The sequence below is a fragment of the Novosphingobium sp. AAP1 genome (genome assembly GCF_001295765.1).
GTDB lineage: Bacteria > Pseudomonadota > Alphaproteobacteria > Sphingomonadales > Sphingomonadaceae > Novosphingobium > Novosphingobium capsulatum.
In genome coordinates, this window is sequence record NZ_LJHO01000003.1 from 281,897 (window position 1) to 302,324 (window position 20,428).

Consider the following 20,428-nt stretch of genomic DNA (forward strand, 5'->3'; position numbering starts at 1 on the left):
AGCAAAGACCAACTACAAAAAAAGGGGTGTGCCGGGGGCCATGGGAGGGCAGCCCCCGGCACGAGGGGGCTTCAGAACCGGTAGGTCAACGAGGCCAAGGCGTTGCGCCCGGCAATCGCGCGGCCGTAGAAATAGCCGTTGACGATCGTCTGCGTCTGGCCCTGGCGCGGGTTGCCCTCGGTAAAGCCCTTGGCGTTGGTCAGATTGTCGATGCTCACCGCCAGGTTGAGCTGGTCGGTCAGGTTGAGGTTGGTGCCGATCGTGAACACGCTGTAGCTGGGCAGCGCCACGCCATTGCCGGCGTCCGCAAAGATCTTGCCCACGTATTTCCAGCGGCCATAGATTTCACCCAGCCCATGGGGCAGCGTGAACGATGGCGTCACGGTCAGCAGCTTTTTCGGCGTGCGTTCGGGCGTGTTGCCTTCGTATTGCGGCTGCGCCGCGCCATCAAAGCGCAGGTTCACCAGGCGCGGCACCTGATACACCCCGGTGGCGGTGATGCTGAAGAACCGCGTCGGCCGCAATTCGGCGTCAAGCTGCACGCCGTTGGTGGTGTTGTCGGCCAGGGCGTTGACGGCAACGGCCGGATTGGCCGGGTCGATGAACTGGTACGACTGGTTCTTGAACAAGGTGCGGAAGCCAACGATCGAGGCCGACAGGATCGACGTGCGCAGGCGCACCCCGCCTTCATAGAGCGTCAGGTCGGTCGGGCCATGGGCGCCGCCGGTGTCTGCGCCGTTGGTCTGGAAACCCTTGGCCCCGCGCAGGTAGAGCGAGACATTGGACGTCAGCTCGTAGTTGATCCCGGCGGTATAGGCCCAGTCGCTGAAACTGGCGGCGACATGGGTATAAGTGCCGTCAAACGTGCTGCCCACGTCGCGCGCCAGGCCGGGCGTGCCGGCCGGCACTGCTTCGTTGACCATGGCGGTGTTGCCGATGTTGGCCGAAATGTGCTGATGCTCATACCGCGCGCCAAAGTCGATGTGCAGCTTGTCGTTGACGGTCAATTCGTCATTGAAATAGCCCGACAGGCTTTCGACGTGGCTGTTGTAGATGCCCTGGCCCCAGTTGCCATAGCTGAGCATGCCGTTGTTGGTCAGCTGGCCCAGCACCTGGCCACCCTGGTCCAGTGCCACCACGTCATAGATATGCGAATTGTCGCGCACGTCGTTGATCAAGGTGGCCACGGCCGATTGGTCGTTGCGCTGGCGCACGTCGTAATACATGCCGCCCACGGTCAGCGAGTTCTGGATCGCGTCACCGCGCGCGTCCCAGGTCACGCCGAAATTGCTGCCGAAATCCTTGGTCGCCAGCGTCTGGTGGTTGAGCACGGTCTGCTGCAACAGGCCATTGCCGTTGAGCGCATTGAGCGTGCCGGTATCCGAGGCGGCAATCACGTTGCCGGTCAGCGTATCGCGAATGCCGAACTGCGTGGTGCCGGGGAACGCCGCCGCGCCGGCGGCCAGGGTGCTGGCAATCGGCGAGGTGCCCGGCGTCAGATAGTTGACTGCCGAGGCGAGGCCCGCCGTGCCCGAACCACTGCCCGGGAAGATGCCATTGAAATCGTACTTGCCATCAAGATAGCGCGCGCGGGCAAACAGCTTCACGCCATCGGCCACCGGCTTTTCCATATCGATGCGATAGGTCCACGAGGTGGTGTGGATGCCGTCCTCGCCGCTGAACGTGCGCAGGCGATTGCCCGTGGCCGAGGCATCGGGCACCGCGATCGAGCGGAACGCCTGGCCCAGCACGTTGTCATAGCGCAGGTCGGTGCCCGGCACGCTGCCGATCTTGCCCGAGGCATCGACCGCAAACGGCATGTCGGCATAATAGGGATCGTGCTCGTCCCGGCGTTGCAGCGTCAACCGCACAAAGCCATCGTCGTCGAACCGCTTCTCGATCTGGCCCTTCACCTGATAGCTGTTGTAGCGGAACGGCGAATGGCGCTGGCCGCGCTGGCTCCAGTAATAGCCGCTCAGGCTATAGGCCAGGCCATCGCTGATCGGGCCCGACAGATAGGCGTCCGCACGGAAATCGGAATAGGTCGTGCCGGTGGCGCGCACCGCCCCGCCCAGCTTGTCGAAATTGAGCTTGCGCGAGATGAAGTTGATCGTGGCGCCCGCGCCATTGGGGGCCAGCACGCCCGAGGTGCCGCCTTCGACCGCTTCCATGCGATCGACCGACAGGTCCTGCTGGAAATAGAAATCCGCGCCGCCGCCGCCATAGAGGATCGGCAGGCCATCCTGCTCCAGCGTGATGAACGTCTGCCCGCCGCCGCGCAAGCCGCGCACCGAATAGTTGTTGGAGGCAGGGCCGGCCGTTGCCTCGACAAAGATGCCTGGCACGAGTTCGAGCGTTTCCGCGGTGGAACGCGGCGCCTTGCGCTGCAGTTCGGCCGCATTGGCCAGCGTCACGTTGCTGGATGAGTTGAACTGCGTGCGCCGGCCCGAGGTGCTGCCGGTGACCACGATGACATCAGCGGGCGAGGCTTCGACCGGCGCGGGCGCTTCGGCTGCGGCGGGGGCCGGCGCGGGATCGATCGTCTGCGCGGCAGCAGGCGTGGCCATAGGGCGCGGTTCGCTGCGCAGGCGCGGCTGCTGGCCCGACATCCGCGCATCGGGCATGCCCGCATCGGCCAAGACCGCCGTGCGCCCATCGAACGAAACCAGGCGCATGTGGCTCGACGCGGCCAAACGGCGCAGGCCATCGGCCACGGTATAGCGGCCCTTGAGTGGGGCGATGCGGCGGCCCTGCGTGGCCGTGCCCGGCGCCAGAATCTGGATGCCCGCCTGATGGGCAAAGATCACGATGGCGTCCTTGGCCGGCTGACCGGGAACGTCGAACTGGCGCACCTGTTCATCCGCCTGGGCCGGCGCGGCGGCGATCACCGCCGTGGCGGCGAGCATGGATGACGAAATGCAGAAGCGATGGATCGATCGCAAGGTATCCTCCCCTGAAGGTTTGTCACGCCTTTGCGGCGTTCGGCCCTACAGATGACTGGCCAACGATTTTCCGTCGGCTCGGTCCCAAAAAATTTCGAATGTATCTATTTCAGGATGCGGATCACGCCGTCGCCGCGTTCCACCCGCCCGCCGACCATCGCCGCGCAGGCCTGGGCAAAGCCATCCATGTCATTGGTCTGGAACGAGCCGACCACGCGCCGGTCGGCCAGTGCCGGGTCCACTTCCAGGCGATCCTCGTGGTAGGCGTTGAACCGCTGCGCGGCCTGGGCCAGCGTTACATCATCCAGCACGATCTGCCCTTCGCGCCAGGCCAGTTCCTGCTGCGCGGCATCGGGCGCGATCGCGCTGACCGCCAGGCCCACGCCATCATCGAGCCGCGCGCGCTGCCCGGCCTTGACCAGTTGCGGCTCGCCGCCTTCGCTCCACACTTTCACCGTGCCTTCGGTCACCACCACATCCACGCCAACGCCAGCGCGACGGACGTTGAACGCGGTGCCCACCGCCTGGACCCGCACGCGGCCGGCGGTGACGGTAAAGGGCCGGTCGGGCGCCTTGGCCACCTGGAACCAGGCCTCTCCCTGCGCCAGTTCCACGTCGCGGCGGCGGCGGGTGAACGACACGCTCAATTCGCTGCCGCTGTTGACCACGGCCATCGAGCCATCGGCCAGCGGCACGCGGCGCATTTCGCCGATGCGGGTGCGGATGCCCGAACCCTGCGGCCACAGCGCCAGCGCGCCCGCGCCGATCAGGCCACCGGCCACGCCCACCCCGGCCAGCGCCATGGCCTGGCGGCGCGTGGTGCGCCATGCGGCGGTAGCCGGCGCGTCTTCCTCTTCGGCAACAGCACTATCATCGCCGCTGCCCTCCCCCGTGCCCAGCGCGCGGCACCGATCGAGCAGGGCCATGCCCGCCTGCGCCCGCAGCAGCGCACCGCGATGGCGCGGGTCGGCCGCCAGCCAGGCATCGAGCCCGGCCGCTTCCTGTGCGCCCAGTTCCCGGTCGAGCGCGGCCGCCCATTGGCAGGCCTGCGCATCGATCGGATTGGTGATGGGATCTTCGTGGTCGATCATGGCCGGTCTCCCTGCCGCGCGGGGCGGGCAAACAGCGGGCGCCGCCTGCGGCGCGTGGGCATTTCGGCGCGTTCGCCCTCGGTCAACTGATCCAGCACACGGCGCAGGCCGCGCGCCACTTCGTTTTCGACCACGTTCTCGCTCAGGCCCAGCGACGCGGCGATCTCGCGCTGGGGCAGGCCATCGATCTTGCGCATGCGCACGATGCGGCGGCTGCGTTCGGGCAGCGCATCGATCAGGCGCTCCACCCGCTCAAGCGCCATGCGCCCGGCCACGATCCGCTCGGGACTGCATTCCTCGTCCACCGCCCCCTGTTCCAGCACTGCCAGGCCGCTGGCCGCCTCGATCCGCACCACGCGTTCGCGGCGCACCTGTTCCAGCACGATATTGCGCGCGATGCGAAAGAAATAGCGGCGCGGATCATCGATATGGTCGACGCTGGAAAGCCCGGCCAGCCGGCAATAGGATTCCTGGATCACGTCATCGACGTCGATCGCCGGAAAGGCCGTGCGCAGCCACGTGCGCAGCGCGCGCTCGTGCGGCAGCACATGGCGGCTGACCCAACCGATCAGGAACGAAGACATTGCAGGCATCACCACACCGATGCACCGCGCAGGCGTTTCCGTCATCCTACCGCCCAAAATATTTTCGCGATGCGTCAGGCCGTTGGCCGCGCCACCATCAACACGTCGGTGCCTTGATAGATCGGATCGGTGCGATCGAGCCAGGCCAGCGCGGCATGGATATCATCACGCCCGCGCGCGCTGGCCTCGGCCCGGCGGCCCAGTGCCGCGACGCAAGCACGCGCCATGGCCGCGCTTTCGGTCAAGCCCTGGATGAACGGATGGCGATGCAGCAGGAACGGCAGCGACAGCACATGCACGCGCGACAGCGCCGGATCTTCAGGATCGAGTACATGGCCCTGGGCCGGCGCCAGCCCTTCATGCCAGTGGCGGTCTTCGGCCAGGGCCTGCGCGCAGATGTGCAGGCGCAGCGTGGGAAAGGGAAAGTCTTCCAAGCCCAGCGGCGCCTGGCCGCGCGCGTCGATCACTTCGTCAAACCGCTCGACCGCGTCGGCGGCGCCGATCGTCCAGCCACCATCGGCCGCGCGCGCCATGCTGGCATCGCGGCCGATCCGCTGCACGATCAGCACGCCGGCTTCGTGCAGCGCCAGTAGGCGCGCCACCGACAGGTGCGGCACGGCGGCGTAATTATCAACAAACACGCGTTTCAGCCCACGCGAAAAACGCGCCAGATCAGCCTCGCTCAAGTCGGGCACGATGGTGGCAAAGGCTTCGTGCATGCGCAGGATGGCGTGGCGCCAGGCGATCGTCTGCGCGCGGGCATGGCTGTCGCGCGCCTGGGCCAGGTTGGCGCGGGCATGGACAAAGGGATCGCTGCCCATGCGCGCGGCAAAATGGCGCGTGGCAAAGCTGTCAGCGTCGCACGTCGGCAAGTCGATCGTGCGGGCATAGTCGGGGTCTGCCTCAGCCAGTTCGCGGGCGAACAGGGCAAACGTACGGTCAAGATCGCCATCGGCGCCGTGCACGGTGGCGGCCAGCGCGGCGGGCGTGCAGTGGCGCAGCGGCGGCGCCTGTTCCGGCACCCAGAAATCAGCCTCGGGCAGCAGGCCATGGCGCGACAGGAACGTCACGGCAAAGGGCTGCTCCATCGCATAGCGCAGCGTGCCATCAGCGCGTTCGTGGAATTGCCCGTGGCGCACGGCCAATTCCACCGCCGCGTCGATCGCGCTTAGCGAACTGCCGATCACGGCCACGCGCCGCCCGCGCGCGGTGCGGGCGCTCGCCCCGGCCAGCCGCGTGCCGACATCGGGCTTGCCATAGCCGCTGGCCACGATCACCGCGTCGAAATCGGCGGCATGCTGCTGGCCCCGCTGGGTCCAGATCACCCGCGCGCCATCGGGGCGGGCGACGATATCCTGCACTTCGGCATGGCAATACAGCTCTGCCTGACACGGGCCGGCCTCGGGCGCCATCAGGCGGCCCAGCTGGTCGGCATAATAGGCGCCCAGCGCCATGCGCGGGAAAAACGCGCGCGGATCGTGCGCCATCCCGGCCACGCCCAGCGCGGCCTGGCGCCGCGCAGTTTGCCGCATGGCCCAGGCATTGAGCGTTTCACCCACCGGCGGCAGTTCAAAGCCGGCGATATTGGCCAGCAGATGCGCGCCATTGTTGCGCGCATTGAACGGAATGCCCTGCCCCGGTTGGCCGCCCGCCTCCAGCAGCGTGACGCGGCAGGCAGGCCCCTGGCGCTGCAACGCATCCAGCGCATAAACGGCTGTCGGCCCGGCACCGACAATGGCGATGGAAGGGAGGCTGGAAGACGCGGGAAATGGGCCGGATGACGACGGCGCGCAAGGCAGGGGTTGCATGATAGCCGATGAACGGCACGGGCGCCCGATCCGTTCCACCCTGCCCTGCGAAATCGTGCTTTCCTTGATATGGGTTACGAGATTGCCATCTCGCCCGGCATGGCGCCGCGCCGCCACTGCCGCCAGCCCAGCACCGCCAGCACCACCAGCGCGGCATAGAGCCCGGCGGTAAGCCACAGGCCCTTGAACACGAACATGCCGACATAGACGAGATCGGCCGCGATCCACAAAAGCCAGTTTTCCGCGTGGCGCCGCGCCGCCCAGAACTGCGCGACCAGGCTGAAGCTCGACAGCGCGGCATCGATCCTCGGCAGCGCGGCATCGGTATAGTGGCTGGTGAACCAGCCGATCGCCACCGCGCCCAGCGCGCCGTAGCCCAGCCCGGACAGCAGCGCCAGCGGGCGCAGCGGCACCACATCCACCGCGCCGCTGGCCCCGGCAGCCGGCGCGCCCGGCTTCCGGCTGCGCACCCAGGCCACCCAGCCATAGATCATGGCCAGGCCGAACAGCGCCTGCAGCACCATGTCGGCATAGAGCTTCACATCGAGGAACAGCTTGAAATAGAGCGCGCAGGCCAGGATGTTGACCGGCCAGCACACCATCATCCGCCGCGCGGTCAGCCATATCCCCAGCAAGCTGACGACCACAGCCACCAGTTCCAGCACGCTCATGCTTGATCCTCTTGCGCAATTGCGGAGAGCAGGGCCTGCCCCTCTGCCCCGGCGAACCACGCGGCATGGCCGATGAAATAGCCCTGCCAGGCCAGCGCGGCATCGCCCGGGCGCTGCACCTGCCCGGCGAAATAGTCCACCTCCGCCAGCGCGAATTCGACATGCGCCAAGGGCAAGAGCCGCGCCAGCAGCGCGCGATCGGCCTGGTCGAGCGGCGCTTCCTGGGCATAGCCCGCCACAAGCGCGCGGGCCTGCGCCATTTCGGCAAGGGGTGCGGTCCCCTCCCCCAGTTCCAGCCAGCGCACCACGCTGCGTTCCAGCGCGATCGCCAGGTCGAGCAGGGCAAAGCCGCGATCTGCCAGCCCGAAATCGAGCACCGCCGCCACCGCGCCGCCGCTCGTCCAGGTCAGGTTCGAGGGGTGCCAATCGTTGTGCGTCCACAGCGTGGGCCGCAGGCGCAGCGCGCTGGCCACGCCGGGCGCATCGTGCAGCGCCAGCACGCCGGCCAGTTCATCCTGCCAGGCGCGCCCCGCTACCCAGCCGGCCAAGGCCGGCCGCGCGGTGACATAGGCGCGCGCCGCCGCCTGCGGATCAGGGCTGCCCAGGATCGTCGCGCTGCTCACCAGTGGCTCGGCCGGGCGCGCCGGGGCGGCATGATCGGCGGCGGCGCGGTGCAGGCGGGCCAGCGCAGCACCGGCGGCATGGGCCTGGCGGTCATTGAGAAACGGCGTCCACGAGGGCCGATCGCGATAGAGATCGTCGCCCGGCGCCAGGGGATGGGCTTCCCACACCCACTCACCCGCCGGCAGCACGGTGTGCCCGGCGGCATCGGCCAGCGGGCGCAGCACCGGCTGCCCGCGATCGGCCAGATGGCGCATGAAGGCATGCTCTGCGCCCAGGCCCGCCACGCTGCGCATGGCGCGGTGATGCCGCTTGAGGAACACCGTGCCGTGCTCTGCCTGCGCCAGCGCGGCGGCCGAGAACGGGCGCGGGCTGTGCCAGTCCAGGCGCCGCAGTTCACCCCCTTGCGGCAGGCGCGCCAGCACCTGCGCCGCTTCAGCCAGGGTAATCGGCGGCCAGGCCGGCGCTTCCAGCGCCGTGCCCATGCCATGCACGCGGTGTTCGGCCCCGCTCAAAATTGCCGCGCCAGGGTGACCATGAAGGCCCGCCCGCTGCCGATGTAATAGCTGGGCGCCGCACCCGCGATCAGCGTGCCGCCGGTGCCGATGGTGTCGCGCGCGGCGGGCGTTACCGCCTGCACGCCCGACAGCACATGGGGATCGGTCACGTTGATGGCGTTGAGGCGCAGATCGGTGCGCTTGCCGTCGAGCCAGGCGGCCAGGTGCACGCCGATCGACAGGTCGAGCGTGGCATAGCCGGGAATGCGCTCGTCATTCATGAACGTGGCAAACTGCGGCCCGAGGTATTTCATCGCGAAACTGCCGAACAGGCGCGTATCGTCATAGGTGCCGCCCAGGGCAAACTGCCAGGCCGGGCTCGACACCGCAACCTTGCCCGCCGTGGGCAGGAAATCGCCACCCGCCGGCAGGTTGTCCTTGATCCGCGCGCGCAGCCACTCGCCCGAGGCATAGAGGCTCATCCCCGCCAGCGGGCGCCAATCGACTTCGGCGTCGACGCCCCAGCTTTCCTGCCGCCCGGCATTGAGCGTGGTGTTGACCATTGCGCCGTTGACGTTGGCCATCGTCGCCACCAGGCGGTTGCGGAAGGCATAGTGAAACCCGGTGGCCGAGGCGGACAGATTGCGCCCCTGCCAGCGCCAGCCCAGTTCCTGCGCCAGCGAATATTCGTTCTTCAGCGCGGTGGTGCCGTAGGTGGCAATGCCGCCATAGCCATCATAGGTATCGTAGAGCGTGTATTCGTCGGGCGCGCGGAAGTTGGTGGTAATATTGGCAAAGACCTGCTGCCGATCGGTCAGCCGCACATGCAGCGATGCGCGCGGCAGCGCGGCAAAGCTATCGAAATGCAGGCGGCCCTGGTTGCCGGGCAGATTGTTGCGCCCGGCGTGGAGCAGGTCCACTCCCTTGAAGCCCAGGTCCAGCGTCACGCGCGGCGACAGGGCCACGCTGTCGGCCAGGAAGAACGCCTTGGCCACGGTGATCGTCTTGGTATCGCCGATCGAGAACAGCCGTCCATCGGCGGTGCGCACGGCGTGTTCGTCGCGCGCCCAGCCATCGACCGGATCGCCATTGGCGCCCAGCGGGGTAAAGCTTTCCACCACGCGGTCGCTGCCATAGTCGATCCACAGCCCGGCCGTCAGCGTGTGGGCGCCGCGCGCCAGGGTCAGCCGCGCGATCTGCCCGGCGCGCATCTGTTCGCCCAGCCAGTTGCCCAGCACGTTGACCGTGCCGCCATTTTCCAGGCCAGCGAGCTTGAGCGGCGCGTCAAGCGCCTGGGTGCCCAGATAAGTACCGGGGTAATAGCCATCGGGCCCGAGCGAGGCGCCATAGGGCGAGTTGCCATAGCCGAACTGGAGATAGCTGGTGGTATCGAGCGTCAGCCCCGTGCCCAGCACCAGATGCACCGGCGCTGCGAAATAGAGGTTGCGGAACGGCTGGCGATAGAGCCGCCAATAGTTGAGATCGCCCGCGCCATAGCTGGCCGACAGGTTGAACCCGCGCCCCTGCGCCTGCCAATCGGCCAGCGTCGGGCTGAGATAGGTGGAATTGCTGGCGTCGTTATAGGAAACCGACAGGCTGGCGGTGTTGCCATTGCCCCATTCGCCGGCGATCTTGGCGTCGATGTGCTGGCGCTTGTCCACGCCCGGCCCGCGCCAGTTGTCGGCGCTGTTGTTGGAATAGGACAGGAACGCGCGCACCGGCGCCTGGCCCAGATTGCCGCTATCGACCCGCACGAACACCCGGCGTTCGTTGAACGAGCCGAGCGAGGCATCGGCCATCACGCCGAAATCGCGGTGCGGCGCGTCCAGGCTCAAGGCCAGCAACCCACCCACGGCATTGATCACCGGCGCGGCGATATCGGCCGAGCCCTGGCTCAATTCCACCCGCGCCACATTTTCAGGATCGGCAAACTGCGCCGGATAGGCAAAGTAATAGCCGATGTCGTTCTGCGGCGCGCCTTCCATGGTCACGCCGATGGCATCCTGGCCCAACCCGCGCAGGGTAAGGCTGGACGAGGTGGACAGGCCGAACGGATCGGTGCCGGCGACGTTCGCGCCGGGCAGGATGTTGACCAGCTGGAACGCGTTGAACGTGGCGGCCTGCTTTTCGATGAACGCCGCGCCGATCGTGCTGACCGCCTTGGGCGCGTCGGTATCGGGCAGCAGCCCTTCGGGATCGGGATGGCCGATGACGCGGATCGGGCGGGTGCCGTCAGCCGCGCCGGCATCATTGGCCGCAGCGGCATGGGCAGCGACGGCGGCCGTGCCTGCCATCATCGCCAGCGCCATGGCCGCGCCCCGCATGGCCCGCTTGCGCGTCGTGCCGATCATCCCTGTTACACTTTCTTCTGCCTGCAAAGGGGGCGCGCCTACACCCTTATGCGCGGCGGCGAAAGCATGGCCTTTTGGCGGGGGGCAAGTTTGCCGCAGGGTTCAGGCCGGCGCCTGTTCGTACCAGCCGCGCGTGGCCTTTACCACATGCACGATCGACAGCATCACCGGCACTTCCACCAGCACGCCCACCACCGTGGCCAGCGCCGCACCCGATTGCAGCCCGAACAGGGAAATCGCGGCCGCCACTGCCAGTTCGAAGAAGTTTGACGCACCGATCAGCGCGGCGGGCGCCGCCACGCACCAGGCCACCCCCAGGCGGCGCGACAGCCAATAGGCCAGCGCGGCATTGCCATAGACCTGGATCAGGATCGGCACGGCCAACAGCGCGATCACCACCGGCTGCGCCACGATCGCCCGGCCCTGGAAGCCGAACAGCAGCACCAGCATGGCCAGCAACGCGACCAGCGAAACCGGGCCAAGCGCGGCCAGCAGCCTGCCGAGCGCCGGCTGTCCGCCGCGCGCCAGCACAGCCCGTCGCAACACTTGCGCGGCAATCACCGGCACGACGATATAGAGCACGACCGACAGCAGGAGCGTGGCCCAGGGCACCTGCACCGCCGCCACGCCCAGCAGCAGGCCGACCAGCGGCGCGAACAGGAACACCATGATCACGTCGTTGAGCGCCACTTGCGACAGCGTATAGGTCGGCTCCCCATCGCAGAGGTTGGACCACACGAACACCATCGCCGTGCACGGCGCGGCCGCCAGCAGGATCAGCCCGGCGATATAGGATGGCCCCTGCCCGGCCGGCAGCAGCGGCGCGAACAGCCAGCCGATGAACAGCGTGCCCAGCAGCGCCATCGAAAACGGCTTGACCGCCCAGTTGATCAGCAGGGTTACACCCACCCCTTTCCAGTGCTGGCGCACCGCACCCAACGCCGCGAAATCGATCTTGAGCAGCATCGGCACGATCATCAACCAGATCAGCCCTGCCACCACCAGGTTGACCTGTGCCAGCTGCGCGGCGGCAATCGCGGCAAACAGCCCGGGCAAGACCTGGCCCAGCGCCACGCCGGCCACGATGCACAGTGCCACCCACAGCGAGAGATAGCGTTCGAACGTGCCCATGGTTCAGATCACCCGCTGCCCGGCAGCATCGACCACAACCTCGCCATCTTCCTTGGCAAAGGCGCCCAGCTGCGCATGGGGCAGCAGGTCCAGCACCGCTTCGGACGGGCGGCACAGCTTGACCCCCAGCGGCGAAACTACCAGCGGGCGGTTGATAAGGATGGGATGGGCCATCATCGCATCGATCAGGGCGCTGTCATTCAGCGCGGGATTGTCGAGGCCCAGTTCGGTATAGGGCGTGCCCTTTGCACGCAACAGTTCGCGCGGCGTGATGCCGGCGCGGACGATCAGCTGCGCCAGCAGATCGCGCGCCGGCGGCGTCTTGAGGTATTCGACCACGTGCGGCTCGATCCCGGCATTGCGGATCAGCGCCAGCGTATTGCGCGAGGTGCCGCATTCCGGGTTGTGGTAGATGACGATGTCGACGCTCACGCCGCAGATCCTTTCAGCAACAGGGGGATAGCGCGGCGACCAGCGGCGCGCACAGCGCGGCATTGCCCGCGCAGCAATCGGTGACCAGGAACAGCATCACGGCGCGCAGGCCATCGAGGTCTGCCCGATAGACGATCGTGCGCCCTTGCCGTTGTGACTGCACCAGCCCGGCGCGGGCGAGGATGCCCAGATGCGCCGACATGGTGTTTTGCGGCACGCCGAGCAGGCGGGCGATTTCGCCCGCTGCCAGCCCGGCCGGCTCGTGCCGCACCAGCACGCGAAACACGTCTAGCCGCGTGCCCTGCGCCAAGGCACCCAGCGCCGCGATGGCCGAATCACTATCCATATATCCAGATTAATGGATATGTTTCGCGTTGACCAGCCCCGGTGTGCTAGGAAATTGCCGGCGCCAGGCGATCGACGAGGATGGCGCTGGCTTGGTTCAGCCCGATCAATTCCACCGCGATACCATGATGGCGCATCTTGGAAACCACGTCTTCCAGCGCGCCCACGGCGGTGACATCCCACAAGTGGCTGGCGGTCAGGTCGATGCGCACGCGCCTGGCATCATCGCGCAGGTCGAACCGGTCGGCAAAGATATCCGCGCTGGCAAAGAACACCTGGCCCGTCACGACATAGGTGCGCGTATCGCTGGCCGCGTCATAGCTGTCGCGCACTTCCATCATGCGCGTCACCTTGAAGGCAAAGAACACCCCGCTCAGCAGCACGCCCACGGCCACACCGGCGGCAAGATCGTGGGTGGCCACGGTCACCAGCACGGTGGCCACCATGACCACGCCCGAAACCTTGGGATGGCGCGCCAGATCGCGGATCGAGCCCCACGAAAACGTGCTGATCGACACCATGATCATGATCGCCACCAGCGCCGCGACCGGCACTTGCGCCACCCACGGGCGCAGCGGTACCATCACCACCAGCAGGAACACCCCGGCAACCAGCGTGGACAGCCGCCCGCGGCCGCCATAGCGCACGTTCCCCACCGTCTGGCCGATCATGCCGCACCCTGCGATGCCGCCAAACAGCCCGGCGGCAAGATTGGCCAGGCCCAGGCCGGTGCACTCGCGCGCCTTGCTGCTCGATGTTTCAGTCAGATCATCGACCACGCTGGCGGTCATCATCGATTCGAGCAGGCCCACCGCCGCCATCGCCAGGGCATAGGGCATGACGATGCGCAGCGTTTCCCACGCCATCGGCACGCCGGGCCAGGTCAGCGACGGCAAGGTGGCAGGCAGGCGGCCGAGGTCGGCGACAGTGTGGACCGGCATGGGAAACGCCATGCTGATCGCAGTCAAGGCCACGATGCAGATCAGCGGCGAGGGGATCGCCGTGGTGATGCGCGGCGCCAGATAGATGATCGCCAGGCCGGCGGCGATGAGGGCATAAGTATGCCACGTCACATCCAGCATCTGCGGCACCTGCGCCGAGAAGATCAGGATGGCGAGCGCGTTGACAAAGCCTGTCCGCACCGAACGCGAAACGAAGCGCATCAGCACGTCGAGCTTGAGCAGCCCGAACACGATCTGGAAAACGCCGGCGAGCAGCGTGGCGGCCAGCAGATAGGGCAGGCCGTGGGCATGCACCAACGCTGCTGCAACCAGCGCGACAGAGCCTGCCGCGCCCGAAATCATCGCAGGGCGCCCACCGGCAAAGGCAATGACGATGCCGATCACGAACGAGGCGAACAGGCCCACTTCCGGGTCGATCCCGGCGACGAAGGAAAAGGCGATAACCTCTGGAATAAGCGCAAAGGTGCCGACCATGCCGGCTAGGACATCGCGCCGGGCGCTGGTGGCGCTGTCCCACCATTCGGCGCGATAGCGCGCAAAACTGCTGTTGTTCATGCTGTAAAAAACCGAGGAGGTCGCAACGGGCGATCAGGCGGCCGATCTGGCGGGCAGCAGGGGCTGCCATCGGCCGGCCACAGGGCTGAAAGCGCCCCGGCGACAAGCATTGTCCGGCGGATTGGCGGCCGGAATAGCCACCCGGGGTTGCACCGGGTCCATGCGATTGGCGCCTCCCTATCGCCGCGCGGCGCCCAGGGCAATGCCCTGCGTGCAGAGAAAAAATCATGGCCCGATCTGATCGGGCCTGCCCCAAAGGCCATGGAATATGCCGTGGGCAATACCCATAACGCGGGCTGACACCCCGCCGGGCGCCCGCTGCCCGGCTGCCCAGCCCCAGGAGAATTTCCCCTGTCCGACATTCTTGCTACCGCCCGCCGTCGCCACACGGCCAAGGCCTATGACCCCACGCGCCGCATCAGCGACGCTGATATCGAAACGCTGGAAAACCTGCTGCGCTTCAGCCCGTCGAGCACCAATCTCCAGCCCTGGCACTTCATCGTGGCCGGCACGGACGAAGGCAAGGAACGCGTGGCCAAGGCCGCGCAGGAACGCTTTGCCTTCAATGCCAAGGCCATCCGCGATGCCTCGCACGTGGTGGTCTTTGCCAGCCTGATCGATGCCAGCGCCGAACACATCGCCCGCATTACCGCCCAGGAAGAGGCTGATGGCCGCTTTGCCGCCGATCCCGACGGGATGAAGGCGCGCGCCAATGGCGGGCGCATCACCTTTTCGGGCATCCACAAGTTCGACACGCGCGACCAGCAGCACTGGCTGGACAAGCAGGTCTATCTCAATCTCGGGCAGTTCCTGCTGGGCGCGGCCACGCTGGGCATCGATGCCACGCCGATGGAAGGGATCGACACGCGCCTGCTCGACGCTGAATTCGGCCTGCGGGACAAGGGCTTCACCAGCCTGTTCGTGGTCGCGCTGGGCTATGCCGACAAGGATGCCGATTACAACGGCCGCCTGCCCAAGTCGCGCCTGCCGATCGAAACGATCATCACCCGCGTCTGAGTGAGCGGGCGGTAAAAGCCTGCGCGCTGGGGCAAGCCCCGGCGCGCAGGCTTTTACACACACCCTTGCGCAAGCGCCCGCGATTGCCGATGGACGGCGACCGGGCATGACACACACGCAAGGCAAACTTTTCCCCCTCTGGCGCGGCGGCGCCGTGGTGCTGTTCGCGCTCTGCGGCCTGGCAGGCCTGGCGGCGTCCGGCGCGGGCGCCCCGCCAGTGACGGTCCAGCCCCACGCGGCCCAGCAGCCCGCACCGCCACCCGCACCACCGCCGGCCTGGCAGCATCGCAGCTGGACCGCGCGCGATCATGCCCCGCGCTTTGTGCAATCCCTGGCGCAAGACCGGGATGGCTTCCTGTGGGTGGGCAGCGTCGAAGGGCTGTTCCGCTTCGATGGCACCACGTTCGAGGCGGTGCCGCCGCCGCCCGGCCACCCGCGCGCCGCCACCGCCGTCAGCGCGCTGGCCGCCGCGCCCGATGGCAGCATCTGGCTGGGCTATGCCGGGCGCGGCGGCGTGGCGGTCTATCGCGACGGGCGCCTGCACGATGCCGGCCGCCCCGGCGATGCCGCCGAAATCACCAGCATCACGATCGGCCCGGATGGCGAGCCGTGGATCGCGGTGGGCGATGGCGAGCACGCGGTCTATCGCCACACCGCCACCGGTTGGCAGGCGATGATCGCCCCCACGTTCGACACCAACGAGGCCGAACCCCAACTGCTTTCGCGCCAGGGGGACATGTGGTTCGTCACCTGGGGCGGGCAGCCGTTCCGCTGGCCGATTGGGCCTGGCCCCTTTCGCCCCACGGCGGTGCCGCTCACCGTGTCGGGCGGCGGCGCCATGATGCAGACGCCCGACGATGCGCTCTATCTCATCGATTCCCACGGTGTGCGCCGCGTGCCGGATCGCGGCGCCGCCGCTCGGCTTGTCGTGCCGGGCACCGCGCTGCCTCCGGCCAACTTCTATCGCGCCGTAGCCGATCCGTTCGGGCGGATCTGGGCCACCACCGCGATTTCGGGCCTGGTGGCGATCTGGCCGCGCAGTGGCGCGGTGGAGCGGATCGGCGAAGAGCAGGGCCTGACTTCTGATCGCGCATCTCCGATCCTAGCTGATCGCGATGGCAATGTCTGGGTGGGGACAGAGCGCGGGCTTGACCGGTTTTCTCCCTCACCGCTGCGCGTGCTGCCGAATATGGCGCCGCGCGGCGGCAGCGGTCTCTTGGCCACGGCCCAGGGTGGCCGTGTCTATCTTGCCAACGATGCGGCGGTATACCAGATCGATCCCGGCCAGGCGCCGCGCGCGCTGGCCCAGGTGCCACCGTGGGTCATGGGCCTGTGTGCGGGCGCCAATGGCGATGTCTGGGCAATCAGCCCGGATCATGCCCAGGTGGTGGCCGGGCCGCACCGTGGCCAGATGCTTCCCATGCCCCGGCACGTGCTGGAAGTGAAGGATTGCGCCGCCGATGCCAGTGGCGCGCTGTGGCTTTCGCCCAGCGGCCTGGGGTTGTTGCACCAGGTGGGGGCACGGCTGGAACCGGTGGCGCTCGACCCCCGGCTCGGCCAGCCGCAAAGCCTGGCCTTCGACCGGCAGGGGCGCCTGGTCATGATCCTCGATCGGCGCACCATCGCCCGGCTCGATCATGGTGCGCTCAGCACCTGGGATGGCAGCAAGATCGGGTTCGAGCGGCCCGGCACGCTCAGCGTGCGCGCTGACGATGTGCTGATAGGCGGCACCACCGGCCTGCTGCGCCTGGATGACAAGGGCGTGCAGATCCTCGACGCGCGCGATCATCCCTGGCTGTTCGATACGCGCGGGGTGGTGTCCACCGCCGCTGGCCAGACCTGGCTGATCGGCTATCACGGCCTGTCGCGGGTCAGCACCGCCGCGCTCACCCAAGCCTTTGCCAACCCGACGCGGCCGATCCCGCACGTCACGTTTGATGATGACGATCGCCGCATCGCCCTGCCCCAGGCCGGCGCGGGCGAACAGATCGTGCGCGATGGGCACGATCGCGTCTTTGCCCTCACCCGCCAAGGCGTGCTTGAAGCATTGCCCTGGGCCAATCCCCTGCCCGAAACCCGCTTTTCGCTGTTCGTGCGCGCGCTGGGCGCCAATGGCCACGAATGGCCAGCGCGGCCGGGCCTGGCGCTGCCGGTGGGGACGACGCAAGTCACCATCCGCTATGGCGTGCTCGATCTTGCCACCCCGGCGCAGCGGCGCTTTCGCGTGCGGCTTGGCGGGCTGGACGATGGCTGGGTGGCCAACGGCACGGCGCAAGACATCTCCTATGCCAACCTGGCGCCCGGCACCTATCGCTTTGACGTGCAGACCACCGACCGTGAGGGCGCCTGGCAGCCGCAGGGCGCGGCGCTGACGTTCACCATTCGCGCGGCATTCTGGCAGACCACCTGGTTTCGCCTCGCCGTCGCCGCGCTCGTGCTGTTCGTGGCCCAGGCGCTCTATCGCCAGCGCACCCGCGTGCTGATCGCGCGCGCCAAGGCCAAGCGCGAGGGCCAGATCGCCGAGCGCGAGCGCATCGCGCGCGAATTGCACGATACCCTGCTGCAAGGGGTGCAGGGCCTGATCCTGCGGTTCCAGGCGGTGGCCGCGCGTGGCGCACTCGATCGCACCACGCGGGCCGAACTCGATGCCGCGCTCGAACGCGGCGATGACGTGGTTGCCGCCGCGCGCGACCGCGTGATCGACTTACGCTCCCCGGCGCCCGATGCCGTCGATCTGGCGCGCGCGCTGGCGCCGCTATGCAGCGATGGCCATGTGCCGCCCGTGATCCTGCGCTGCAGTGGCAAGCCGCGCACGGTGGCGATCGCCGTGGCCGAGGAATGCGTGGCGATCGCCCACGAAGCGGTGGCCAATGCCCGTCGCCACGCTCAGGCACAGACCATCACCATTGCCCTGCATCACGGCCGCCGCATGCTCACCCTGCGGATCAGCGACGATGGCGTCGGGTTTACCGGCGCGACGCAAGGTGCGGCGGGCCATTTCGGCCTGATCGGCATGCGCGAACGCGCCGCCACGCTGGGTGCGCGGATCGAAATCCGCAACGGCGCCACCGGCGGCGTGGTGGTGCAGTTGCAGGTGCCCGGCCGCCGCGCCTATCGCGCGTAGCGATCGGTGGCGCGGATCAACTGATCGAGAATGCCCGGTTCGGAAAAGGCATGGCCGGCCCCTTCAACCAGGTGAAACTCCGCCTCGGGCCAGGCCTGGTGCAGCGCCCAGGCATAGTGGGCTGGGCACGGCATGTCATAGCGGCCATGCACGATCGTGGCGGGGATATGGCGCAGCCGCTCTGCCCCGGCGAGCAGCTGGCCTGGCTCCAGCCAGCAGCCATGCGTGAAATAGTGCGTCTCGATCCGGGCAAAGGCCAGGGCGAAATGGCCATCATCGTGCTGGGCACTGTTGGCCGCATCGGGCAGCAGGGTGATCGTCTCGCCCTCGTACAGGCTCCATGCCCGCGCAGCGGCAATGCGCTCTTCCATCGGCCCGGTGGTCAGGCGGCGGTGATAGGCGGCCAAAATGTTGCCGCGTTCCTCGGGCGGGATCGGCGCGACAAAGCGGGCATATTTGTCGGGAAACATCTGCGACACGCCGAACTGATAGAACCAGTCCAGCTCTGCCTGGGAACACAGATAGATGCCACGCAGCACCATGGCGCTGACGCGGTCGACATGCGCCTGGGCATAGGCCAGCGCCAGGGTGGAGCCCCACGACCCGCCGAACACCAGCCACTGCTGCGCGCCGACCATCTCGCGCAGCCGCTCGATATCGGCCACCAGGTGCCAGGTCGTGTTGGCCTCGAGCCCGGCATGCGGGGTGGAACGGCCACAACCGCGCTGGTCGAACAGCAGCACGTCATAGCGCGCCGGGTCGAATAGCCTCCGATGCGTGGGCGATATGCCCCCGCCCGGCCCGCCATGCAGAAACACCGCCGGCGTCGCGCCGGGCGTGCCACAGCGTTCATAGGCAATGACATGGCCCTCGCCGGTATCGAGCGTGCCGGTTTCATAGGGTTCGATCGGGGGATAGAGCGTGCGCAACATCGGCCTATGTTGCGCCGTGGCGCGGCAAAATCAATCCACCCATTCCCGCGCCAGATGGCGCGCGCCTGCCAGCATCAGCACGGCCGCGAGCAGGTAGAAGCCCAGGCCGATCTGGATCGCCTGGCGAAGCGCATCGTTGCCGAAATGCGGCGTGAGCAGGTCAGACAGCTTGCCGATGGTCAGCGACCCCAGGCCCACGCCGATCAGGTTGTTGATCAGCAGGAACGCGGCAGAGGCCGTGGCGCGCATCGGTGCGGGCACCAGGTGCTGCACAGCGGTCAGGATCGGGCCGAGCCAGATATAGACCAGCGCCTGGGGCAACAGGAACAGCCAGAACGCCAGCGCGGCGCTGCCGGCATGGAGCCCGGCGACGAACAGCGGCACCCCGGCCAGGAACGCCAGCGCGGGCACACGGGCATAGGCGGCGCGGCTGCGCGTGCCCAGCCAATCGGCCAGCACGCCCCCGGCCATCACCCCGGCAGAGCCGCCCACCAGCAGCAGCAGGCCAAAGAACTGCGAGGTTTCGACCAGGCCCAGGGCAAACGAGCGGCGCATCAGCGAAGGCAGCCAGAACGCCAGGCCATAGCCCATCATCGAACACGATGCCGCGCCCAGCGCCAGCAGCCAGAAACTGCGCTTGCGCGCCAGGATCGCCAGCACCGCGCGCATCGCCGGCGCTTCGCCCGCTTGCGGACGGCGCGGATCGCGCACGGTCCAGGCAAACAGCGGGGTGAATGCCAGGCCAGCCAGGCCCACCGCCAGGAACGCCGCGCGCCAGTTCACCGCCGCCGCGACATAGCCGCCCAGGAGGATGCCCGCTGCCGATCCCAGCGGGATGCCCAGCGAATAGATCGCCAGGGCCCGCGCCCGCCGCTGCGGCGGAAAGGTATCGGAAATCAGCGCATAGGATGGCGCTACGCCGCCGGCCTCGCCCACCCCCACCCCCAGCCGGCAGGCAAACATCGCCCAAAAGCCCGAAACCATGCCGCACAGCGCGGTAAACGCGCTCCACACCGCCAGCGAGGCTGCGATCACCCGCGTGCGCCCGCGCCGATCGGCCAGCCAGGCCAGCGGCAGGCCCATGGTGGAATAGAGCAGGGCAAAGGCAAAGCCGCCCAGCGCGCCCAGTTGCGTATCGCTCAAGCCCAGATCGGCCTTGATCGGCCCGGCGAGAATGCCCAGGATCTGCCGGTCGATGAAATTGAAGGTATAGACCACCAGCAGCATCGCCAGCACGAACGCCGGGCGGCGCAGCAAGGGCAGGCTATCGTGCGATTCTGGCGCAGGTGGCATTCGTCTCTCCCATTGAGCGCGGCATGGGCTTGGCTGTACCTTGCGCTGCCGGCCGGTTCCGGCATACTAGTG

The 20,428-nt window shown here is 67.8% G+C and carries 15 protein-coding genes and 1 other annotated feature; of the genes, 2 read left to right on the forward strand and 13 right to left on the reverse strand.

Annotation, left to right across the window (positions count from 1 at the left end):
- Positions 1-71 precede the first annotated feature (71 nt).
- From IP65_RS08485 to IP65_RS08535, 11 genes are all read right to left on the reverse strand, one after another.
- Entirely contained in the window at positions 72-2,906 is a 2,835-nt protein-coding gene (locus IP65_RS08485) for a TonB-dependent receptor (protein ID WP_156306484.1), read from the reverse strand.
- Between the two features lie 140 nt (positions 2,907-3,046).
- Positions 3,047-4,033, reverse strand: coding sequence for a FecR domain-containing protein (locus IP65_RS08490; protein ID WP_054131418.1), 987 nt, complete (start codon positions 4,031-4,033; stop codon positions 3,047-3,049).
- On the reverse strand, positions 4,030-4,626 hold the full coding sequence (locus IP65_RS08495; RefSeq protein ID WP_231627614.1) for an RNA polymerase sigma factor: 597 nt from the start codon (positions 4,624-4,626) through the stop codon (positions 4,030-4,032). The genes IP65_RS08490 and IP65_RS08495 overlap by 4 nt, the downstream gene beginning before the upstream one ends.
- A 65-nt stretch (positions 4,627-4,691) precedes the next feature.
- The gene (locus IP65_RS08500; protein WP_156306486.1) at positions 4,692-6,425 is read right to left on the reverse strand and encodes an FAD/NAD(P)-binding protein; all 1,734 of its coding nucleotides are present in this window, start codon (positions 6,423-6,425) and stop codon (positions 4,692-4,694) included.
- Between the two features lie 74 nt (positions 6,426-6,499).
- Positions 6,500-7,096 carry a nicotinamide riboside transporter PnuC gene (pnuC, locus tag IP65_RS08505; RefSeq protein WP_054131420.1) on the reverse strand — a complete coding sequence of 199 codons (597 nt, stop codon included), beginning with the start codon at positions 7,094-7,096 and terminating at the stop codon, positions 6,500-6,502.
- Entirely contained in the window at positions 7,093-8,235 is a 1,143-nt protein-coding gene (locus IP65_RS08510; RefSeq protein WP_231627635.1) for a phosphotransferase enzyme family protein, read from the reverse strand. The genes pnuC and IP65_RS08510 overlap by 4 nt, the downstream gene beginning before the upstream one ends.
- Positions 8,229-10,565, reverse strand: coding sequence for a TonB-dependent receptor (locus IP65_RS08515; protein ID WP_231627615.1), 2,337 nt, complete (start codon positions 10,563-10,565; stop codon positions 8,229-8,231). The genes IP65_RS08510 and IP65_RS08515 overlap by 7 nt, the downstream gene beginning before the upstream one ends.
- A 102-nt stretch (positions 10,566-10,667) precedes the next feature.
- Positions 10,668-11,696, reverse strand: a complete 1,029-nt coding sequence (gene arsB / locus IP65_RS08520; protein ID WP_054131422.1) for an ACR3 family arsenite efflux transporter — start codon at positions 11,694-11,696, stop codon at positions 10,668-10,670.
- Positions 11,697-11,699: 3 nt separating this feature from the next.
- Positions 11,700-12,128 (reverse strand): arsenate reductase (glutaredoxin), encoded by a 429-nt coding sequence (gene arsC, locus IP65_RS08525; RefSeq protein WP_054131423.1) that lies wholly within the window; start codon positions 12,126-12,128, stop codon positions 11,700-11,702.
- A 13-nt stretch (positions 12,129-12,141) separates the two neighbouring features.
- The gene (locus IP65_RS08530) at positions 12,142-12,474 is read right to left on the reverse strand and encodes a helix-turn-helix transcriptional regulator (RefSeq protein ID WP_022677752.1); all 333 of its coding nucleotides are present in this window, start codon (positions 12,472-12,474) and stop codon (positions 12,142-12,144) included.
- A 46-nt stretch (positions 12,475-12,520) separates the two neighbouring features.
- On the reverse strand, positions 12,521-13,990 hold the full coding sequence (locus IP65_RS08535; protein ID WP_054131424.1) for a SulP family inorganic anion transporter: 1,470 nt from the start codon (positions 13,988-13,990) through the stop codon (positions 12,521-12,523).
- A gap of 107 nt (positions 13,991-14,097) precedes the next feature.
- Positions 14,098-14,153 (reverse strand) — a sequence feature (sul1 is cis-regulatory element that is thought to sense ions involved in sulfur or methionine metabolism; They are found in Alphaproteobacteria).
- A gap of 197 nt (positions 14,154-14,350) precedes the next feature.
- Between IP65_RS08535 and nfsB the strand changes: the two genes are divergently transcribed.
- Both nfsB and IP65_RS08545 read left to right on the forward strand, forming a co-directional pair.
- The gene (nfsB, locus tag IP65_RS08540; protein WP_255352180.1) at positions 14,351-15,007 is read left to right on the forward strand and encodes an oxygen-insensitive NAD(P)H nitroreductase; all 657 of its coding nucleotides are present in this window, start codon (positions 14,351-14,353) and stop codon (positions 15,005-15,007) included.
- A 106-nt stretch (positions 15,008-15,113) separates the two neighbouring features.
- Positions 15,114-18,131, forward strand: a complete 3,018-nt coding sequence (locus IP65_RS08545; RefSeq protein WP_054131426.1) for a sensor histidine kinase — start codon at positions 15,114-15,116, stop codon at positions 18,129-18,131.
- On the opposite strand, the gene pip is transcribed toward IP65_RS08545, so the two are convergent.
- Together pip and IP65_RS08555 are read right to left on the reverse strand one after the other, a co-directional pair.
- On the reverse strand, positions 18,119-19,063 hold the full coding sequence (pip, locus tag IP65_RS08550) for a prolyl aminopeptidase (protein ID WP_054131427.1): 945 nt from the start codon (positions 19,061-19,063) through the stop codon (positions 18,119-18,121). The genes IP65_RS08545 and pip overlap by 13 nt on opposite strands.
- A gap of 30 nt (positions 19,064-19,093) precedes the next feature.
- Positions 19,094-20,356 carry an MFS transporter gene (locus IP65_RS08555; RefSeq protein ID WP_054131428.1) on the reverse strand — a complete coding sequence of 421 codons (1,263 nt, stop codon included), beginning with the start codon at positions 20,354-20,356 and terminating at the stop codon, positions 19,094-19,096.
- Positions 20,357-20,428: the final 72 nt, after the last annotated feature.